This window comes from Desulfobotulus sapovorans DSM 2055 (assembly GCF_059569355.1).
In genome coordinates this window covers 148108-168411 of the sequence record NZ_JCANVJ010000005.1, presented here as the reverse complement: position 1 = coordinate 168411, position 20304 = coordinate 148108, and the positions used below count along the sequence as shown (strand labels likewise).

Genomic DNA, 20304 nt, shown 5'->3' with positions numbered 1-20304 from the left:
AGGATCGACGGACGGAGCTTCGGCCTCGGGGGCTGCCCCTTCAGTCGGGCAATTTCATCTTTGAGCCGGGAGATTTCTTCCTGCTGATTGTAAATGATCTCGATCAAAAGCATGATCGTGGGATTTTCGAGATCAGAGGCCGATAGTGATTTGAGTATGGCGTCGTGTGTTAACATGCTTCTTGCTTTATCAGATCAGGCTGAGAATGTTTAGCTTCTTTTACCAATGCCCGGACTTTTGGAGTAGTTACCCTTTTTCCATGTTTTGGCCTCTGATATCAGGATAAATGGAAACTTTGATTTTTTTCTTGATAGGCGGAGAAAGGCGGGATACGGTTTTCCATGTTTTACCCTTGAATACCAGAATAAACGGAAAATTATCCGGATATAGGGACGGATAACATAGAAAATTTTTACTTATTGCACTGTTGGGTGTCTACAAATGGAATATTTTAGCGATAAAGAAGGAAAAACAAAGGCACAGACTGTTGATTCTGTGACACCCGTAGCCTGGGGAGGGATTGTTGCTCTCATTCAAAGCCTGATATCAACCGGGGCTTTTGGCAAGCAATATCCTGAGATGTGTCCCGATGGAGAAGGTCCAACTGGAACAGATGAGCAGTCATTTAAACTTGCACTTAAAGCAGAGGTGCCAAATATCGAATGGCCGTTGAAAACTGAGGAAGGAGATCATTGGTCAAAAGAGCCTTGGGCACCCGAGACTCTGGTGGCTTTAGATTTGATTCAATTCTGTTACTATGCAGTAGCAAAACCTATACAAGGAGGCTATCACAGCTTCTTCCGTCATTACCATCTATCATTTGATGAAGAATCAGGGAAAGATTCTTTTCGGGATAAAATCAACACGATTTTTCGAAGAAATAGCATAGCATTTTGCTTAGAAAATGATGGTACCATAAAGCGAATAATCCCCAAAGAATTCAAAAAGATCGTTTCTACTCATATCCGAACGGGCGATAGCGTCTTGGACAGTATGTTTGATGACGCTCAAAAGAAAATATTAAATCCTGATACAAAAATTAGGAAAGAGGCCGTTGAACGTTTATGGGATTGCTGGGAGAGGACTAAAACACTTGAAAACCCATCAAACAAGAAAAATTCTATTTCGGCACTTTTAGATAAAACGTCTACTGATCCTAATACCAAGTCTATGCTGGAAGATGAGGCTCGCAAATTAACTGAGATTGGCAATACATTTCATATTCGTCATAGTGAGGTAACACAAATTGTAATTTCTAATAATAGCATAATCGATTATTTGTTTTACCGGCTATTTGCCTTTATTCAGATGCTATTATCATCGAGGTAAGAAGGGACACCCAACAAAAAAATGCACGTGACCGGGCGGGAGCGTGCAGTGATCGAAGGCAGTCTTTTTTCAATCACTTTCGTTTATTTACGGGTTTCGTGATTCGGCCCGGCCCGTGATTTTGGCGTTATATTTCAGGAGCACCCGTGAATACCCACAGCAGTCCATCAAGGAGGATCGAATGAATCCTTACAATAAATCCGATGCCGCCATCGCCGCCCTGACTCCGGAACAGTTCCGTGTGACCCAGCAAAACGGCACCGAGAAACCAGGATCGGGCGAGTACCTTGATAATACCGAGCCGGGTATCTATGTGGATGTCGTGTCGGGCGAACCACTGTTTGCGTCATCAGACAAGTTTGAGTCAGGTTGCGGTTGGCCAAGCTTTACCAAACCCATCGAGCCTGCGTATATTCATGAGCTACAGGATGTCAGCCATGGCATGGTGCGAACCGAAGTTCGCTCGGTTCATGGCGACAGCCACCTGGGGCACGTGTTTCCGGACGGCCCCAGGGATCGCGGTGGTTTGCGTTACTGCATCAATTCGGCTTCGCTGCGCTTCATCCATCGCAATGCCATGGAAGCAGCGGGCTATGGGGACTACCTCAATCAGGTGGAGGACAGGTCATGACACAGGAACGCGCTGTTCTGGCGGGCGGCTGCTTTTGGGGGATGCAGGATCTGTTTCGCAAGTTACCGGGGATTGAGGCCACCCGGGTGGGTTACACCGGCGGCGATGTCCCCAACGCCACCTACCGCAACCACGGCACCCACGCCGAGGCCCTTGAGATTCTTTTCGATCCGGAGAAAATTTCCTATCGCCGTATTCTGGAATTCTTTTTCCAGATACACGATCCCACAACCACTCACCGGCAGGGCAATGACCGGGGACCGTCCTACCGATCGGCAATTTACTATGTGAACGAGACGCAGAAGAAAGTTGCCCTTGACACCATCATGGATGTGAATGCCTCGGGATTATGGCCGGGCAAGGTGGTAACGGAACTCGAACCTGCAGGGGATTTCTGGGAAGCAGAGCCCGAGCATCAGGATTATCTTGTGCACTATCCCAACGGCTACACCTGCCATTACCCACGTCCGGACTGGATACTGCCAAAGCGCACGCGTGGGTGAACCGTTCAATCCTGACGGAGGGTGTATGGAGTTACAATCCTGTCAATTCCTCCACCACCTTCACCCCAAACCTTGAACAATCACATCCAGACATCTTTTCGCAGGCTTTCTTTATGCCCCGCCCCTCCTGAAAAAACCAGGCCCCGGATGAGTGAAGCCCCCCTTGTCCTTTTCAGCCCTGTCCGGAACTTTTACAAAGAACATCCCCCCCTTGCCTTCCCCAACGTCCCGCCTGCTTTGCCCTTTTGATAAATGCCCAGCCTGCGCATGCGGCTGCGGAGGGTATTGGGGTTGATGCCCAGCAGCTCCGCAGCCCCACCGGCTCCGTGAATCTGGCCACCTGAGTGTTCCAGCGCCTTCCGGATATGACGGACCGCCACCATGTCCAGGCTGGGAAAGGGCGTATCGCTGGCCACAGTTCCCGGCTCTTCGCCCATGGGCAGATCAAATATGACACGTCCTCCCCGGCTGCGGCTCTGGATCAAAGCACGTTCCACAATATTTTCAAGCTCCCGCACATTTCCCGGCCAGTGCCATCCACCGAGACGATTCATCTCCCCTTCCTGAACCTGAGGTGCCGGGTGAATTTTGAGATCCATGGATTTTTTTTTCAGAAAATAGCGAACCAGCTCGGGGATATCATTTTTACGGTACCGGAGGGGAGGAATGGTAATGGGGAAAATATTCAGCCGGAACCAGAGATCCTCCCGGAACTGGCCGGTCTGTATCCTTTTTTCCAGATTTCTGTGGGTGGCGGAGATGATCCGGACGTCCACGGGAATCATCTCGCTGCCTCCCACGCGCTCAATTTCTCTGTGCTGCAAGACCCGTAACAGCCGGATCTGGGCTGCGGGCGGCAGCTCACCAACCTCATCCAGAAAAAGGGTTCCCCCATGGGCGCGTTCAAACTTTCCCCTTTTACGGGAAAAGGCTCCGGTAAAGGCCCCTTTTTCATGTCCAAAAAGCTCTGAATCCATCAGACCTTCGGGAATAGCACCGCAGTTGACCTTGATAAAAGGCCCGTCACTGCGGGAAGAAGCCCCATGGATAGCATTGGCGATCACTTCCTTTCCCACCCCCGTTTCCCCCAGAAGCAAAACAGGACTGTCCAGCGAGGCCACCTGCACCACCATCTCCATCACCCCTTTCAGGCCGGAAGTGGAGCCGATGATGGCATCCCCTTTCAGGTGGCGTATTTCCTGGAATAAGGCCTTGTTTTCCTCATCCAGAGAATCCTTCAGCTGGATCAGTTCCTGATAATGGAGAGAATTGAACCATGCAAGGGAGAGGGGTTCCTGAATCTGGCGTATATAACCCGCATGGCCTTCATTGAATTCATTCCGGTTTTTACTGAGAAAAACCAGCATGCCGTTCCAGCTTGTCTCTATTTTCATGGGGACGACGATACAGGAAGAATTCCAGACTTCTGGATCAATTTCCAGCCAGCCCCGGCCGATGGGATCTGTTTCCGGGCCGTCCATAATCAAAATACCTGCCTCCAACGAAAACACTTCCTCAACATGGGACACCATATCCGGGTTCAGTTCCAGCTCTTGAAATACCCTAAATTTTTTGCCCAGAGACGCATGATCAAAAACCCTTATTACCTTTTGCTCACGCATATGACGTGTTGCAAAAACAGCTTCGACAGGCATAACCTTTACCAGCAGTTCAAGGAGCCTTTTCAGCGCTATACCAAAATCAAGGCTGCTGGAAATCCGCAGCACAGCTTCCCGGAAAAATTCATTATTATCCATCCCTCTCTCCATTGTTTTATTCAACAATGCAACATAGCTTTGTTAAATAAAATGACAATATTTGTTTTATTTAACAACAATTTTATACCTATCATTAAAAAATGCTGTTCTTTCTAATGCTTAGATGTGGCACGATTTTCGCTTCGGGTTTTGAAAGGTAGATTAAGATTCGTTCTTCACATGATCTATCCGTATCGCTCATGTTTCCCTAAAAACAAGTAGGGGCAAATCATTAAAGGAGAACACCATGAATACTTCCAAAAATTTACTCCTATTCGCCGGTGCAGCATGCTTTATTCTTTCAATATTTCAGATTGCAATTGGATTCTCACCTTCTTTAAGCCTTTATTTTGGAGCACCAGAATTTTTAATCAAAAGTACCAGCGCCTTAGTTATCACCAGCATAATTATTGGGGTAATCCTCGCTTTGTTCGGATTATACGCATTTTCAGGTGCAGGTAAATTTGTCAGGCTGCCGTGGTTAAAGCAAATACTTTTAGGTATTGGCATTCTTTTTCTATTAAGAAGTCTTCTGTTACTCCCTGAACTTCTTGTTGTTTTTAATGTTATCGAAAGTCCTGTGCCCGTTGTCCCAAGATTCATCACTTTCTCGGCAGGGGCATTTATCATTGGTTTTATCTTTATAAAAGGCACCATGGGTGAGTGGAGAACTCTCTCTGTAACAAGCGTAAACAAATAAAAAAATTAACTTCGAATCTGCACACTGGAATCCATACCAGTTCTCTTCAATGGGTGAGATATAAAGCCCATAGTGAAAAACCCGCACAGAGCTTTTTCATCTGTAGTGTTTTGATTTTTTTAATGAAAGGAAATCATTGTGATTTTTTTAAGAAGCAGTTTTTTTATCCTTTTCCTTGCCATCTGCGTCCTTGCGACGGGATGCAGCAGGGCAGAGGGTACCCCCAAAAATGAATCTTCCATGATCCCCCGGCCCGTACGCACCCAGATTCTTTCTGAACCGGACAAGGGGACAGAGCGGATTCTTCCGGGAATTGCCCGGTCTGCCGAGGAAACGGTTCTGTCCTTCCGGGTTTCCGGCCTGATCGTTACCTACACCGCAGAAACGGGAAAAGTCGTACAAAAGGGAGACATCATCGCCCGGATGGATGACCGGGACTTTACAGTCCGTCTCCGTCAGGCAGAAGCCAGACTTGTTGCCGCAGAAGCCAGAGCCAAAGAAGCGGAACAGCAGTTCCGGCGGCACGAGGCCCTTTTTAAAAAAGAGGCCATGGCCAAAGCGGAATTTGATAAAACCACCGCCCTTTATCACACCACACAGGCAGATCTTGATAACAGCAGGGCCAGTCTGAATGAGGCGAAAAACCAGCTGGCAGACACCCTCCTCCGCGCTCCCTTTGACGGTGTGATTCATGAAAAATTCGTGGAAAACCACCACCATGTGAATGCAGGTCAACCCGTTGCCAGTCTCATCAATCCAAACGCCATTGAAGTGGTGGTGGGGCTTCCCGCCTCCATGCTGGGGGATGTTGAAAAAATCACCGGTATCCGCTGCCAGTTTGCTTCTTTGCACGGCAGATCCTTTTCCGCCTTCATCAAAGAAATCGGGCAGCAGGCAGATAAGGGCAGCCGCACCTATCCCCTCCTGCTGACTCCGGAAAAACCGGAAGAAATCCGGCCGGGCATGACAGCGGAGGTGCGCCTTCACTTTGCAGGAGCCGCCAGTTACACCCTTCCCATGGCAGCACTGGTCCCCTTTCCCGGAGAGGATGCGGGTATTTTTATGGTGAAAGAAGGTCGGGTTTTCCTGAAACCCGTACAAACCGGCACGCTTTCCAGTCAGGGTATCACGGTCTACGGAATGTTACAGCAGGGAGACATCATCGTTACGGCTGGGGCCAGTTATCTGAAAGAAGGGCAGGCAGTCCGTCTTTTACCGGAACCCTCTTCAACCAATGTTGGCAGGCAACTGTAATATTTAAGGAGTCCCCCTTCCATGCGTATCTCTTCTTACTCTGTCCGCCACAAAAGCGTGATCTTTTTTTTCATCCTCTGTCTCAGCATCAGCGGTTTCATGGCCTATGAAAAACTTGGCAAGCTTGAAGATCCGGAATTCACCATCAAGACGGCCATCGTGGTAACTCCCTATCCCGGTGCTTCCCCCCATGAGGTTGAGCTGCAGGTGACCGACCTCATCGAGCAGGCAGCCCAGAGCACGGAGCATGTGGTGGAAATCCGGTCCGAATCCCGTGCAGGGCTTTCACTGGTCTATGTGGACGTGGACGAAAGCATGCGTTCCCATGCCATTTCCCATACATGGGAAAGTCTGAGGAAAAAAATCACTGCCATGCAGGCAGAACTCCCCCCCGGCGTTCTGCCTTCCACCGTACAGGATGACTACGGCGACATCTATGGGATTTTTGTGGCCCTTTCCGGAGAGGGGTACAGCGAAAAAGAACTTGCGGACTATGCGGATTATCTCCGGAGGGAACTGCTGAAAGTTGCGGATGTAAGCCGGATTCAGATTTACGGCGACCGGACGGAAACCATAGAAATCCTCATCCCCGAAGAGCAGATGGCCCTTCAGGGGATCCGGCCGGACATCCTCACCATGGCGCTTTCCCGGCAGAATACCGTGGTGGACAGCGGAGCGCTGGATTCCGGAACCCGGCGGGTCAGGCTGGAAACCACGGGAGTGCTGACCGACCTTTCCACCATTGAAAACCTGATCCTTCTGGGCATGGACGGCCGCACCTTTCGTCTGGGAGACATTGCCACCATCCAGCGAAGCTACCGGACTCCCAGGGAAAAGAGCCTCAGCATCAATGGAAAAACCGCCATCGGCATCACCATTTCTGCCAGACAGGGGGCCAATGTGGTGGCCATGGGCGAGGCCGTGAGGCTTCGGATGAATCAGCTCATGGCAGACATGCCCTTAGGCATGGAGCTGCATGATGTGTACTACCAGTCCGAATCCGTTCAGAAAGCCATTGGCAAATTCATGACCAGCCTGATTCAGTCCGTGGGTATCGTGGTTCTCGTTCTTCTTTTTGCCATGGGTGTGCGAAGCGGCCTCATCATTGCCTCCGGGCTGGTTCTTTCCATACTGGCCACCTTTCTCGTCATGCTGGCCTGGGGCATTGATCTGCAGCGGATCTCTCTGGCAGCGCTGATTCTTGTCATGGGTATGATCGTGGACAATGCCATTGTTGTGGTGGACGGCACCCTGACAAAACTGAATCAGGGCATGGACCGGGAATCTGCCGCTGTCCAGCCCGTGAAAGAAACGGCATGGCCCCTCCTTGGTGCCACAATCATTGCCGTGCTGGCTTTTTTTCCCATTTACATGGCCCCCTCCAATACAGGGGAGTATTGCGCCAGCCTCTTTCAGGTGGTGGCCATTTCCCTGCTGGTGAGCTGGGTGCTGGCCATTACCCAGACCCCTGCCTTTTGCCACCAGTTTTTAAAAAATCCTGCCCCTTTATCGCTGAAAAACGGGGAAATAGCCCCCCCTGAGTCCAGAGGATACAGACTCTACAGAAAATTTCTTTTTTTCTGCCTCCGCCACCGTTTCCTGACCCTGATCACCATGACGGGGGTTCTCCTGTCCGCCCTTGCTGCCTTCCAGCATGTGCCCCAGAACTTCTTTGCCGACTCCGACCGCGACATGTTCATGATAGACTTCTGGATGCCCGATGGCACCCGCACCGAAACGCTTGCCCATGAAATGGGACGTCTGGAGCAGCAGCTCACCACCATGCCGGAGATAGAAAGCTTTGCGGGTTTCATCGGTTCCGGACCCGTTCGCTACGAAGCTTCCCAAAATCCCGAACCTGCCACGGAACACTATGGTCACTTCCTTGTTCAGGTGAAAGATTACAGGGAGATTCCGGCAATCCGGACAAGTTTATACACATGGTTCAACGAAAACATTGCGGACGCCGCACCCAGAATCCGGCTATATCGCTCCGGCCCACCCGTTGATTTCAAGGTGGAAGCCCGCTTTACGGGGCCGGACCCGGCCATACTCAGGGATCTGGCTGATCAGGCAAAAGGCATCATGGAAGCCCACCCCAATGCCTATGATGTACGGGACGACTGGCGCAACCAGGTTCCGGTTTTATCCTCTTCCTTTAATCAGGCGGAAGGCCGCATGGCGGGTGTGGAGCGGACGGATCTCGGAGCCTCCATGCTCCGCCGCACGGACGGAGAACCCATGGGTGGCTTCCGGGACGGAAATGACATCCTGCCCATTCTCTTAAAAACCATCGCCTCTCCGGATGCTTCTCTGGAAGGCCTTCCTGTATGGGGCAGGGACACGGAATCCCGCCCCCTGCGTCAGGTGACAGGGGAGATGACCATTCAGTGGGAAAATCCTGTGATCCGCAGAATTGACCGCACAAGAGCCATTAAGGCCCAGTGTGACCCCATGGATATCACCGGAGAAAGCCTGAGAAAGGACATCGCCCCGGCCATCGAGGCCATCCCACTTCCTCCCGGCTACAGACTGGAATGGGCAGGGGACTACGACCTGTCCGTCAAAGGCCAGGAAAGCACCAACAAGTATCTGCCCTTATCCCTTTTTCTCATGGCCTGTATCCTTGTGCTGCTCTTCGGACAGCTCCGGCCCCTTCTGATCATCATGCTGACCCTTCCCCTTTCCGTCATCGGAATCGCCTTTGGGCTTCTTGTAACCCAGGAGACATTCGGCTTTCTTGCCATACTCGGCGTATACAGCCTCATTGGCATGCTCATCAAGAATGCCGTGGTGCTTCTGGATCAGATTCAACAGGAAATGGCCGCAGGCAAAGCACCCCTTCTGGCAGTGATGGATGCCTCCCTGAGCCGCCTCAGACCCGTGACCATGGCGGCTCTCACCACCATTCTGGGCATGATCCCCCTTTTGTCGGATCCCCTGTTCAGTTCCATGGCCGTTACCATCATGTCCGGCCTTCTGGTTGCAACGGTTTTAACCCTCATGGTGGTTCCGGTATTGTTTACGCTGCTGTATCGCATTAAAGCCACGTAGCCTGAAGACCCTATAGACTTTATATATTTTTGTTTTCACGGATATTTCTCATTCCCGGCCATCGTTTCTTCCCTGAAGCGGAAAAGCCGTCCACAGGGCTTTTTTCTCATCTCTTCCACCAGGAGAAGGGCCGGGGTGAGGGATCCTTCGGGCAGTATCCGCCCCGGAAACCGCCTGAAACCCTCTTCCGGCCATCCAGTAACCCAAAGGGCAGAAGGAATGGTTTCTGCCATGCCAAAGGATAAGATATGAAAATGATTCAGACAGGGGCCGTCCTGATCCTGCTCTCCCTGCTTCTTCCGGGGATGACGACCGCCAGCAGCTACGACCTTGGCCGGATTATGGAAGCCTCCCTTTCAAACCGGGATATTCTCCGCATGTATGAAATTTCCCGCCGTCAGGCCGAAGAAGGGGTGCGGGAAAGCCGGGCCGCCTTCATGCCCGGCGTGGATGCCAGCTACACGGCCAACCACCTTGAAGACAGCACCCTCTTTGAAAATGAGGAGAATGCTTCCTGGAAAATCGCCGCTCGCTGGAACCTCTTTGCAGGTTTCGGGGATCAGGCCGCTCTGGATACGGCCAGAAGGAAGGTGGAAGTACAAGAGGCCCTTATGGAGGGGTTGCGGCAGGATGTGCGTCTGGAAACTGCTCTGGCCTTTCTCGGTGTGTATCAGGCACTGGCCGAAAGGGAGGTGGCAGACCGTACACGCGCCCTTTACCGAAAAGAGTATGAGCAGGCCGGAACCCGCCATGGGGTAGGGGTGATCCGAAGGGCGGATTATCTCAAAATCAAAGTGGTTCTGGATGACGCGGAACAGTCCTGGACAAGGGCGGATGCTGCTGTGAACAAAGCCATGAACCAGCTTTCCCGAACATCGGGCCTTATCCTCACCCTTTCGGATCTGGATTTTTCAGACTTTCAGAACCTGCCCCGGCTGGAGGATGTCCACCTTCTTTCAGAACAGATGCGGCAGCGCCACAGCGAGCTGAAAATTCTGGATCTGAAAAGAACCATGGCAGAAGACAGCGTGCGCGTGGCCCAAAGTGCCTATCTGCCCAGAACGGATCTCGCCCTTTCCCATGGGCAGTCCGCTGACAACTACCAACTTTCCGACAATGTGGAAGAGGAAACCCGGCTGACCCTTTCCTTGTCCGTGAATCTCTTTGACGGCATGAGAAAACCGGCTCTGGTTCAGAAAAGCCGCCTTGAGACCCGCCGCATGGAACACGAAAGGCGGGAAATTCTCGACAATCTGGATGTGCAGCTCAAAAACCTGCTTCTGGACGCAGAAGTTGCTAAAAACAACCTCCATGTGGCCGAGGCCGGTATGGATGAGGCCGAAGAACATCTCAGGGTTACGGAGTACAGCTACAGGGAAGGGGTATCCACCACCACAGACCTTCTGGATGCCATCACCTACCTTTCAAGGGCCTGGGCGAACCGCATCACAGCCCGGACCACCTGTCAGGAAACCACCCTCCGGGTGCGCCACCTCGTGGCGGGGCTTGGGCAAGAATAAGGAAAGGCTTTCCTCTCCATGGGATTCAATGCATCCGGAAAGGCCTATCTCCTTCGCGTCTCTTCTTCAAAAAACGCGAAGGAAAATATCGAGGAGAAGCGGATTTCTTTGCCATATGGTTCCGCTGCGTTCTTACCTGCTTTCCACCTTCCCGTACAAAAGACTCAAAAGATACCCGCCTTCGATATCGCCTGTCCAGCAGGACACCCCCGCCACATCCTTTCCGTGAACCCGCATCCCTCCCGGCAGAATTTCAAGCCTTTTCAGGGGCAGATGAAAGCCCTGGCCCACAAGCTTCAGTCCCGCCTCCTTCAGTGTCCAGTGCCGGAGGATCTCCCGCTCCGGCTTTCCGGAAAGAAAGGCCCATTCCTCTTCGGAAAAGGCCATGCGCCTTAAAGCTTCTATGTCCCGCTTTTTGTCCGGCTCCAGATCCAGACCCAGCGCCCCCCTTTTTTCAAGGACGATGCCCGCCACGGCATAATCGCCGCCATGGCTGATGGAAAGGGTATAGTCCGGAAAGTCCGGCAGAAAAGGAACGCCTTTTTCCGTATTCTCCACCCCGATAAACGCCATCGGCCTGTCCGGGCATAAAAAAGTCTGCACGAGTTTTTTCACGGCCATACGGCCACAAAGCCACTCCATCTGCCGTTTGACAACGGCAAACCCCTGAAAACGGGCCTTCTCTTTTTCCGAAAACCCTTCAGGAAAGTGCTCTTCAGGAAGAAAAAGGGCTTTTTTCGTTTTAAGTGCATCCCAACTCCCCTCGTCGGGAAAAAGCCCTGCCAGCACCTCCGGAATAGAGATGAGATGCAGGGCCACGGGGAGAGGCGCCAGATGGAAGGGAAAGGCGGACAGGTTCAGGATCTGGGGATCGGCCTGGCAAAAAGCTCCGGATTTCATAGGCTCTGTTCTTCTTGGGGTATGTGCAGAATGGGGGAACATTCGCCAGCCCCCTGAAAAAAGGGACAGGCCGCGACGTTTCTCAGCGACACAGCAAAAAAAACTCGGATGCGGGCATGGGCCGGTAAAAGAAAAACCCCTGAAAAAGGTCACATCCCTTATCCCGAAGGTAGTCCAGCTGCTGGAGGGTTTCAACACCTTCGGCGACAATTTCAAAATCCAGCTGTCGTCCCAGGGTAAGAATGGTCTGGGTAATACTGGCATGACGCGTGTTGTCGGGCAGGCCGGATACAAAACTGCGATCCAGTTTCAAGGTGGTGATGGGCAGCTCTGCCAGCAGTTTCAGGGAGGAATAGCCTACCCCGAAATCATCCATGGCAATGCCGTGACCGTTTTTCCTGAGTTTTTCCAGCTCCGTACAGGCCAGATCCCCTGCGGACATGAAACAGGTTTCCGTCAGCTCAATCTGAAGCCATTCGGGCTGAATGGCATGCCGTTTCACCATAAGGCCGATATGCTCGGCAATGCCAGGTTTCAGAAAATGCAGGGGAGAAAGGTTGACACTGATGGCAAGGGGGGCTTCCCGGTGAAGATTGATGTTTCTGACCAGTGCCACAGCGTCTTCCATGACCTGAAGATCGATCTCGTAAATAAGACCGCTGTCTTCTGCCACGGGAATGAACTGGGCCGGAGAGGCATAGGGCTGATCCGTCAGCCAGCGCACCAGGGCCTCGCCTCCCACAATCTCTCCGGCACGGTTGACCTTGGGCTGAATAAAGGTTGTGAACTCACGGGCATTGAGGGCAGAGCGGAGATGGATTTCAATATCCCGCCTGAGAATCTGTTTTTCAGCCAGACCTTCCGGATAAATCTGCACATCGCCCAGGGTCTGCTGCTGTTGCTGTAGAACCATTTCGGCTCGCTGCACACCGGATACGGCATTTCTTCCTTCTTCCATCGCCAGGCCAAAGCCGTATTCAACGGCAAGATCCCTGCCATGGATCCGGATACGCTCCGGCAGGCTGCTGCGTAAAGACTCTATGTTTCCGTACTCCCGTGAAGCCACAATGAACATGCTTCCCCGCAGGCGGCCATAGACCATCTGCCGGTGTGCCGCTGCCACACAGAGGGCTTCAGCGATATGGCGGAGCAGTGCATCTCCGGTGGGAAGGCCGTATTTGTTATTGATGTAGCGCAGGTGGGCGATGCGGATACACAGAAAATGGATGCGTGTATGGTCGAACTGTTCCGCCGTCACCCTGCAGAAGTGTTCGTGGTTGTAAAGCCCGGTCAGATGGTCATGGCTGCTCAGAAAAAGGGCTTTTTCCTGAACTTCCTGAAGCTGGTGCATCATGCGCTTCAGCTCCGTCACATCCCGCAGGGAGTAGAGCAGGCTGTCATTGCGGACATCCGCAACTTCCACCACCACCTCAATCCATTCCTCAGCCGATAACCGGAAACGGGCCTTGCAGGTCTCACCGCTTCGGGGAGACGGATTCCTCTCTGTCTGAAAATCGAGAAGCTGGTGCAGCAGTTCCCCAAGATGCTGCCCTGCCCTGAAAAGGGTCTGGGCCTGATGATTGACCTGCTGAATCCGGCCTTCCCTGTCGCACTGGATGAGGGCAACCGTGTAGTTCTGGAAAATCTCCGCGTACATGGTTTTCATCTCACGCATCCGCTCATACGCCTCTTTATGGCGCAGGGCATTTTCTTCAAGGGAGGTGTAAATCCGGAAGGCAGAGAGCGGTACACAGAAATTGAAAAAAAGAAAAATGAGGGAAGAGATATAGAGGTGACTGTCCTCCAGGGTCATGTCAATGCCGAAAATATTGGGGAATTCGTATTTTGCGGCGATAATGAGAAAGGGAATAAAATTGCAGATCATGGCCCATACGGCAGCACGCATCCCAAAATAGACCCGTATGGTCAACGGGGCCATGTACAGAAAAACCACGCCCATCCTTGCGACTTCCGGAATCCGGATAAAAAGCAGGATACAAAGGGCGGCGAGGTAGATCAGAAGGACAAAAATCTTTGCCCCGGAACGGCTGCTGTGGCGCAGACCCAGCAGAATCCAGGCAAGCAGGCCGTAAAAACCGAAAACAATGAGGGGAATGTGGTACATCTCCCCGGAGATCGCCTGCCAGCTGCTGTGGATGCCAATCCAGCCGACAAGACAAAGCCCGCTCAGGGTAAGGATGCGCAGCGCACTCTGACGCCAGATTTCCGGATCGCTCTGGCGATAATATTCTTCCCCCACCATCAGATAATGACGCAGCCGGGTGATCAAGGACAGCTTCCTTTCTTTTGTATCAGGATTTCCAGGGGTGCTGGAATCCCAGCGATATCTCCCCTGACGGCCCTCCATTTCCCGTATCCAATCAGTCCCCGCCATGGGGGGGCTGCGCCGCAAAAATCGTCAGCTTTAACTCCGCATCGTTGATCAATATGTACTCCGGTTTCTTTCCGGACAGTTTCTCACTTTCAAGGATGATAACCGGAACCCCTTCGCCCCGCTTGTCCATGATGAACTCCCGGCCACCGGTATATTCTGCAAGGGAAATAGGACAACGGGCGAGCAGGCTTGTGAGCAGTTCATTGCGTGCCGCCTGACGAAGCGGTAGGGTGTCAATCGTCATCGTATTGGGAATAGTACCTGGGGAAAAGATCTCCAGGCGGTCAGCAAACATATGCAGTCGAATTTTTGATCCATACACGGAGTAATCCCTATGGGCCACGGCATTGACCAATGCCTCAAAGACGGCCTGCATGGCGTATTGCGGGATGTCACGTCGTGCCGGTTCCTTGACAGCGTATACCCGCATATTTTTTTCAACAAACTTGTAGGCCTCAACGATTTGAACATCCAAAGGCCCGACAATATCTCTTGCGTCCAGCTGGTAGGCCGCATTGCGCTCCATACCACGATAGGCGACTGCCTGAATAAAAGCATTTGTTATTATGTCATGCGGTTGACGTGTTGCCATCAATACACCACTGACACTCGGACAGATATTTCCATCCTCATCTTTTGTCAGGAGCTTAAGTTTGAGCAAAAATTCTTCATCTTCTTTGGGAGACAAGGCTGTCTTGAACTTTTCCCAGAAGGTTTTATCAAGGCACTCCCGAGAAGCCGTGGTGACCGACTGCTCATCAAAACGAATGATTCTCGCCTGACTGCGCTGTTGTGCCAATCTGAACAAAACTTCCGGGGACATCTCCCGTTTTGAACTTCCAATTCGATGGAAATAACCTGTTGGACTTTTATGAACATAAAGACTCCTGGGCACATCGACACGAATAAGAACCCGCTCTGCCCCATCGTCCGTGATCACCGGAACCATTCGAATCCGGCAGAAAAGCGGAGGCGTAATGAGATCGTTGCATATCCCCCGTATCCAGGTCTCTACCATGCTCAGTTTGTCTTCAGGAATACCGACAACCGTTCTCGATTTGTCATCAACCCCTAAGACAAAAACACCATTGGCCGTATTGGCCATCGCAGCCAGCTCATCCGCCATGCTGTTCCGGTGCGGGTCATTCACCTGGTTCCCTTTGTATCTCAGATCCTTCAACTCAAGAGAGGAATCCTCACCCAGCCGGATCTGCTTCAACAGTTCGTCCGTGGTTTCAAACACGCCTACCCCTCCAAGATCATTCGTCTGTAGCGTTTATCAAAGGCTTGTCGTCCGCCTTCCATAATGGTGCAAACACCCTCCCGGATGCCTGATTCCTCAAGACCTCCCTGCTGATCCATCTGCACCTGACCCTTTTCAAATTTTAAGACATGTACCAGCTCAGAATCCCCGTTAACAACAATATTGGGATTGTGGGTTACGATGATAAGCTGACGTCTGTTTTTGTTCTTGTGTATCTGGTTGACGATGAGGTCATAGATCAGGGCATTATCAAGATCGTCTTCCGGCTGGTCAATGACCAGAGGTTCATTGCCGTGACTTAACAGGAAAGCCATAATTGCGGCAGCCTTTTGCCCGGCAGACCCTTTCTCCAGATCCTCAAATTTTCCAGAAGACGGATCTTTTGAGTACCTGACACGCAGCATATCTTCAGGCCACCACGCATCGAGCTGATCGAAGACAGCAGCTTGTGTTTCAAGGAGATTCTTCAGACGATTGGCAAAAGCACCATGGTTGCCGGAAACATGCCCTCTGGCGATCTCCAGTGTTGTGCGTTTGATGGTTGCAATAAGCTGCGGCAAATCAGCTTCAGGCGTTTTTGCATCTTCCCATTTGCTGAACGCCCAGAGGAGACCCTGCCCGCTTTCTTGATCATATACCGAGCTGGCAAACTTCCCGTCTCCAAGATTGAGCAAAGAACGGTAGTCTTCTTCCAGGGTGCTCACATCTCCATAGGGTATCAATTCCATCCGCACAAAAGCACTTGTACCAATAACCTTGTCAAGAAAGGCTTTTCTCTTTTGAAACAACTCCCTGCGCAATTCCTGGAGCTTTTCCAGGGACTCAGCGATCTGCTTTTCCGTTGACGCCGTTTCTTTCCGGACGGAATCCAGTTTCTTCAAGTGCTGTTGCAATTGATACCGTTGCTGAACCCAGTCACCGTAAAGGGAAATACTTAATGGACTCTTTTTTTCCTCATACGCTTTGACCAGTCCGGCATATGCGGCAATGCCTGCCTGTACCGACTGGTGCCAGGTGCTTGAGGAAATCTTTTTTTCCCTTTCAACTTTTAGTGCGTCAACACTGGCGGCAAGTTTGCCAAGTGTTTCACTGACTTTTTTCAGCTCTTGCGCTGTCTCTTCGTGAATCGCCCGGATCTCGGCGGTGGTTTCATCCTGCCCGTCGAATAAATGTGAGGGAAAATCAGACAAGTCGGCGCTGGATGCAAGCGCCCTTATGCCAGAAGAAAGGTCGTCAAAAATCTGGTCATCGGGCAGACCGTTCTTCTGCTGACTTCGCTTCTGATACTGTTTAAGCACCTCACCATGACCTTTTTCTTCATATTGCTTCAGGTCACTCTCAACGTCTTCCAGCTTCGCACGAATTTGCTGCTCGCCAGCCACTTGCCGTAAAAGCTCTCTTCTTCTCTCCCTCAACTGAAGGAACTTGCTTTTAGCGTTTTCCCAGCGCAGCTTCCATTCTGCCCGATCCACTTCGGGTGAACGGTCAACCACCTCCAGGAGTCCTCGCGGATTTAATGCAAGTTCATTGATCTGTTTTTGGCTGAAAATGCTTATCGGGAACCGTCCTTGAAGATCAGCCGCCTCGACTTCCTCCCAAATGCTGCGGACTTCCTCCTCCAGTACCGGACCCTGCCCGTCAAATCTCCAGCGCAACCGGTAATTTTTGCCACGCCGGTGAAGCTCCAGCAGAATTTCCGTCTCATTCAGCATGACGCCTTTGTTCTGCGACAGCTTCATGAACTTATCCAGCTCATCCTTTACCCTGGGGGCTTCGATCTCCAGATTCTGATCACGGCGTGAAACAATACGGATGGATTCAATAAGGGTGGATTTTCCGGTTCCTCGTCCGCCGATGACAGCATTAAAATGGGGATGCAAGGGGGTGACGAAGGGTTGACCAGGGATACGGCCGCAGTGGCACATGGCCTTGATCGTAAGCTTCGACAAGAAGAGATCAGGCAGGTGATTCGGGTTTTCAGCCTGGTTTTTTACGCACAACTCGTGATCCATCAATGCCAGTCGCAAACCCTCGATGGACGGACGGCTCATCTTGAGCCAGCTGAAATACCTCCCGATATGGTCTGGCTGATGGGCATCGGAACCGGCCACCTTTGCAAGACGCTCAACCGCCTTTTTCAAGGTGGGTTCCGCATTGTCGTATTTGTGAAGATCACATAATTCTGCGGCAGATACAGCTTTCAGGCTTTTTTCAAGCTCAGGTGTCAGGGCTGTGACACCCTCAAGCAAGCCCTTTGGGCCATCGACGTGCGCCGGGATGGCAATCCCTTTTGCCTCGGCAATCTTGCGAACCGTATCGACAAAACCCTTCATCGTGGATGTGGTCTTATCATTTCCAAACCCTTCGTCGATCCCGCATTTTCCTAAAACCGCCGTTATTTTCTGACTGTCGCAAGCAGGGTCAAAAACCGCAAGCAGATGCACCCGGCTGCTGCTGTTGGCAACCGTAATCTCAACCCCAGGAAAAAGGGTCAGGTCCCTGTACCAGTCAGGTTTGGTATCGCGATCTCGAAGTTCCCTGTTTTTAGCCTTTAAGTCATCAATCCAGCCCCCTGTGTTGTGGTCGGTCACCACCACACAATCAAGGCCGGATTCCATGGCTTTCCGCAGCCAGTCCTCAGCTGTGATGTTCTTAAGGGAGGCATTATCCCCACCGTAATCATCGGATCTGGGGGTATGGGTGTGGAAATCAACCTTCCACCATCGGCTTCCCGGAAAATTCCATTTGTCGTGCATCTCCCTTCCCTTCCATGCTTGTTACCGCCTGAAGTACCACATGAGCCTGGAATTTTCTTTCAGGATCTTGCTGGGGATTTTATCCGCTTAGGGTGAGGCATCCAGCAGTTCACGGATTTTTGCCGCCAGATCCCTTGCCGTAATGGGTTTGATCAGAACCCCCCGGATCCCCAGGGCAGCCAGTGTCTCCGGTGAGGTGTGCTCACTGAAGCCCGTGCAGAGGAGGATGGGAATTTCCGGACGTATGGCAAGAAGGGCCTGGGCCAGTTTGTCGCCGGACATTCCCGGCATATGCATGTCCGTGAGAACAAGGTCATAGGTCTGGGGATTTTCGTGAAAAAGGGCCAGTGCCCGATGGCTGTCCGTGCAGGCCGAAATCCGGTATCCCAGGGACTCCAGGATTTTTTCCTGAAGGGTCACGATGGCCTTTTCATCATCCACCAGCAGAATATGTTCCCTGCCCCGCTGAAGCCCCTCCTGCACCGGGGGACGTTCCATGGAGACAGCACTCTGAACCACAGGAAAATAGAGATGAAAGGTACTGCCCTTTCCCTCCTCACTGTCCACGGCAATGAATCCTCCGCAGCGCTGCACAATACTCCGAACCACAGACAGCCCCATCCCCGTACCCTTGCCCCTGGGTTTGGTGGTAAAAAAGGGATCAAAAATTTTATCCAGACAGACCCTGGAAATACCGATACCCGTATCCGAAACACTGAGCCGGACATAGTTTCCCTGGGGCATCTCCGGATGCACACGGTGGGGATGGTCAACCTGAACCTCCTGAAGATAAACGCAGATTTCGCCCCCTCGGTCTTCCAGGGCATGAAAGGCATTGGTGACAAGGTTCATGACAATCTGGTGAATCTGGGTGGGATCCGCATTGACCGGACGGCAGTCGTTCTGAATATAGGGGCGGATTTCAATGGAGCTGGGAATGGTGGCACGAACAAACTTCAGCACCTCCTTGACAATGGGCTGCATTTTCAAAGCCCGGGTCTCATGACTTTCCTTTCTGGAAAACATGAGAATCTGCTGGGTCAGATCCCTGGCCCTCAGGGCGGCCCTGTAGATTTCTTCCAGCTTTTTATGCTGGGGCTGGTCTTCCCCGACTTCCGTCAGAAGCATTTCCGCATAGCCCATGATGGGAAAAAGAATATTGTTGAAATCATGGGCTATGCCTCCGGCGAGCATACCGATGGACTCCATGCGCTGGGCATCCATGAGCTGGGTCTCCAGACATTCTTTTTCCTGAACCTTCTGGCGCAGCTCCGTCACATCATGGGAAATCCCGGCAATGGAACGGATGTCTCCGTGACCATCAAAAAGGGGAAAAAGAACGGTTTCATAGGATCGCTCCCCACGGGGGGTTTCAAGGGTATCTTCCACAAAAAGCGGGGCTTTACTGCGCCGGATCTCGGCCATGCGCTCCATGAAACGTTCCGCAACCTCCCGGGGAAACAGTTCCTGAAAACTTTTGCCTGTGAGGGATCCCAGATCTCTACCAAAAAACTGGACGGTTTTTTCGTTACAGAGCAGGTAACGACCGGAAAGATCCATCTCTGAAATCAGCATGGGGCTGTGATCCAGAATGGCCCGCAGCCTTTCCTCCGCCTGCTTACGCTTCTGACGGCTTCTGAACAGCATAAGAATCAGCAAAAACTGAAAAAAAAGACCCGAAGAAATGAGCATACGGATGAAAAAATCCTTCTGCCGAAGGGCCTTTTCCGCACGCATACGCTCCGTCACATCCACAACAATGGAAAACAGAAGATCCTTCTGCTGAAAGGTCACGGGATAGGAAGACACCTCCACATCCCGGATACGGCCATCCGCGAGAAGATGCCTGAAAGTGAAAAAATTCTGATTCCGCTTCCGGGCCTTTTCCATTTCCGTCTGCACCTCTTTGGGCGTAAGCTGGTTGATCTCCTTGATATTTTTCCCAACAAGATCCGGATAGGCATAAAATGCGACAGCCGCCGCATTGGCGTCCAGGATGCTGCCTGTTACCGGATCGATAAGCAGCATGATGCTGCCGTGTTTCAGCAGAAGCTGACTCGCACAGCCGCTCTGCTGAAAATAGGACGCCTGAAAAGCAGGCGCAGGAGAATCACAGAACCCCGGCCTGGGAAAAAACAGCATGGGGCTGCACAGAATCCAAAACAGTACTTTAAGGAAAAAATCCTTCATGGATACGCCTTGCAAAGGACATTGTGGAGTAAAATTCGGATCAACAGGAAG

13 protein-coding genes are annotated in these 20304 nt (G+C 51.8%); 7 read left to right on the top strand and 6 right to left on the bottom strand.

What is annotated here, in order from left to right; all coding sequences use genetic code 11:
• The first annotated feature begins 441 nt into the window (after nucleotides 1-441).
• The 3 genes from BR04_RS06465 to msrA all read left to right on the top strand — a co-directional run bounded on the left by BR04_RS06465 (nucleotide 442) and on the right by msrA (nucleotide 2463).
• Nucleotides 442-1329: an AbiJ-NTD4 domain-containing protein gene (locus BR04_RS06465; RefSeq protein WP_496355186.1), complete on the top strand. Its 888-nt coding sequence runs from the start codon at nucleotides 442-444 to the stop codon at nucleotides 1327-1329.
• Between the two features lie 181 nt (nucleotides 1330-1510).
• Nucleotides 1511-1960, top strand: a complete 450-nt coding sequence (gene msrB, locus BR04_RS06460; protein WP_496355185.1) for a peptide-methionine (R)-S-oxide reductase MsrB — start codon at nucleotides 1511-1513, stop codon at nucleotides 1958-1960.
• Complete coding sequence (gene msrA / locus BR04_RS06455) at nucleotides 1957-2463, top strand: peptide-methionine (S)-S-oxide reductase MsrA (RefSeq protein ID WP_496355184.1); 507 nt, start codon at nucleotides 1957-1959, stop codon at nucleotides 2461-2463. Before msrB ends, msrA begins: the two co-directional genes overlap by 4 nt.
• Before the next feature lie 191 nt (nucleotides 2464-2654).
• On the opposite strand, the gene BR04_RS06450 is transcribed toward msrA, so the two are convergent.
• Nucleotides 2655-4220, bottom strand: coding sequence for a sigma-54 interaction domain-containing protein (locus BR04_RS06450; RefSeq protein ID WP_496355183.1), 1566 nt, complete (start codon nucleotides 4218-4220; stop codon nucleotides 2655-2657).
• Between the two features lie 247 nt (nucleotides 4221-4467).
• Between BR04_RS06450 and BR04_RS06445 the strand changes: the two genes are divergently transcribed.
• From BR04_RS06445 to BR04_RS06430, 4 genes are all read left to right on the top strand, one after another.
• Nucleotides 4468-4920, top strand: a complete 453-nt coding sequence (locus tag BR04_RS06445; RefSeq protein WP_496355182.1) for a hypothetical protein — start codon at nucleotides 4468-4470, stop codon at nucleotides 4918-4920.
• A gap of 138 nt (nucleotides 4921-5058) precedes the next feature.
• On the top strand, nucleotides 5059-6174 hold the full coding sequence (locus BR04_RS06440; RefSeq protein WP_496355181.1) for an efflux RND transporter periplasmic adaptor subunit: 1116 nt from the start codon (nucleotides 5059-5061) through the stop codon (nucleotides 6172-6174).
• A 21-nt stretch (nucleotides 6175-6195) separates the two neighbouring features.
• Nucleotides 6196-9228 carry an efflux RND transporter permease subunit gene (locus tag BR04_RS06435; RefSeq protein WP_496355180.1) on the top strand — a complete coding sequence of 1011 codons (3033 nt, stop codon included), beginning with the start codon at nucleotides 6196-6198 and terminating at the stop codon, nucleotides 9226-9228.
• Between the two features lie 248 nt (nucleotides 9229-9476).
• Entirely contained in the window at nucleotides 9477-10748 is a 1272-nt protein-coding gene (locus BR04_RS06430; RefSeq protein WP_496355179.1) for a TolC family protein, read from the top strand.
• 132 nt (nucleotides 10749-10880) lie between these two features.
• On the opposite strand, the gene BR04_RS06425 is transcribed toward BR04_RS06430, so the two are convergent.
• The 5 genes from BR04_RS06425 to BR04_RS06405 all read right to left on the bottom strand — a co-directional run bounded on the left by BR04_RS06425 (nucleotide 10881) and on the right by BR04_RS06405 (nucleotide 20253).
• Nucleotides 10881-11648 (bottom strand): 4'-phosphopantetheinyl transferase family protein, encoded by a 768-nt coding sequence (locus BR04_RS06425; RefSeq protein WP_496355178.1) that lies wholly within the window; start codon nucleotides 11646-11648, stop codon nucleotides 10881-10883.
• An 82-nt stretch (nucleotides 11649-11730) separates the two neighbouring features.
• Nucleotides 11731-13938 (bottom strand): putative bifunctional diguanylate cyclase/phosphodiesterase, encoded by a 2208-nt coding sequence (locus tag BR04_RS06420; RefSeq protein WP_496355177.1) that lies wholly within the window; start codon nucleotides 13936-13938, stop codon nucleotides 11731-11733.
• Nucleotides 13939-14029: 91 nt separating this feature from the next.
• Nucleotides 14030-15286 (bottom strand): ATP-binding protein, encoded by a 1257-nt coding sequence (locus tag BR04_RS06415; protein ID WP_496355176.1) that lies wholly within the window; start codon nucleotides 15284-15286, stop codon nucleotides 14030-14032.
• Between the two features lie 2 nt (nucleotides 15287-15288).
• Nucleotides 15289-18063, bottom strand: coding sequence for a TrlF family AAA-like ATPase (locus BR04_RS06410; RefSeq protein WP_496355175.1), 2775 nt, complete (start codon nucleotides 18061-18063; stop codon nucleotides 15289-15291).
• 87 nt (nucleotides 18064-18150) lie between these two features.
• On the bottom strand, nucleotides 18151-20253 hold the full coding sequence (locus tag BR04_RS06405; protein WP_496355174.1) for a hybrid sensor histidine kinase/response regulator: 2103 nt from the start codon (nucleotides 20251-20253) through the stop codon (nucleotides 18151-18153).
• Nucleotides 20254-20304: the final 51 nt, after the last annotated feature.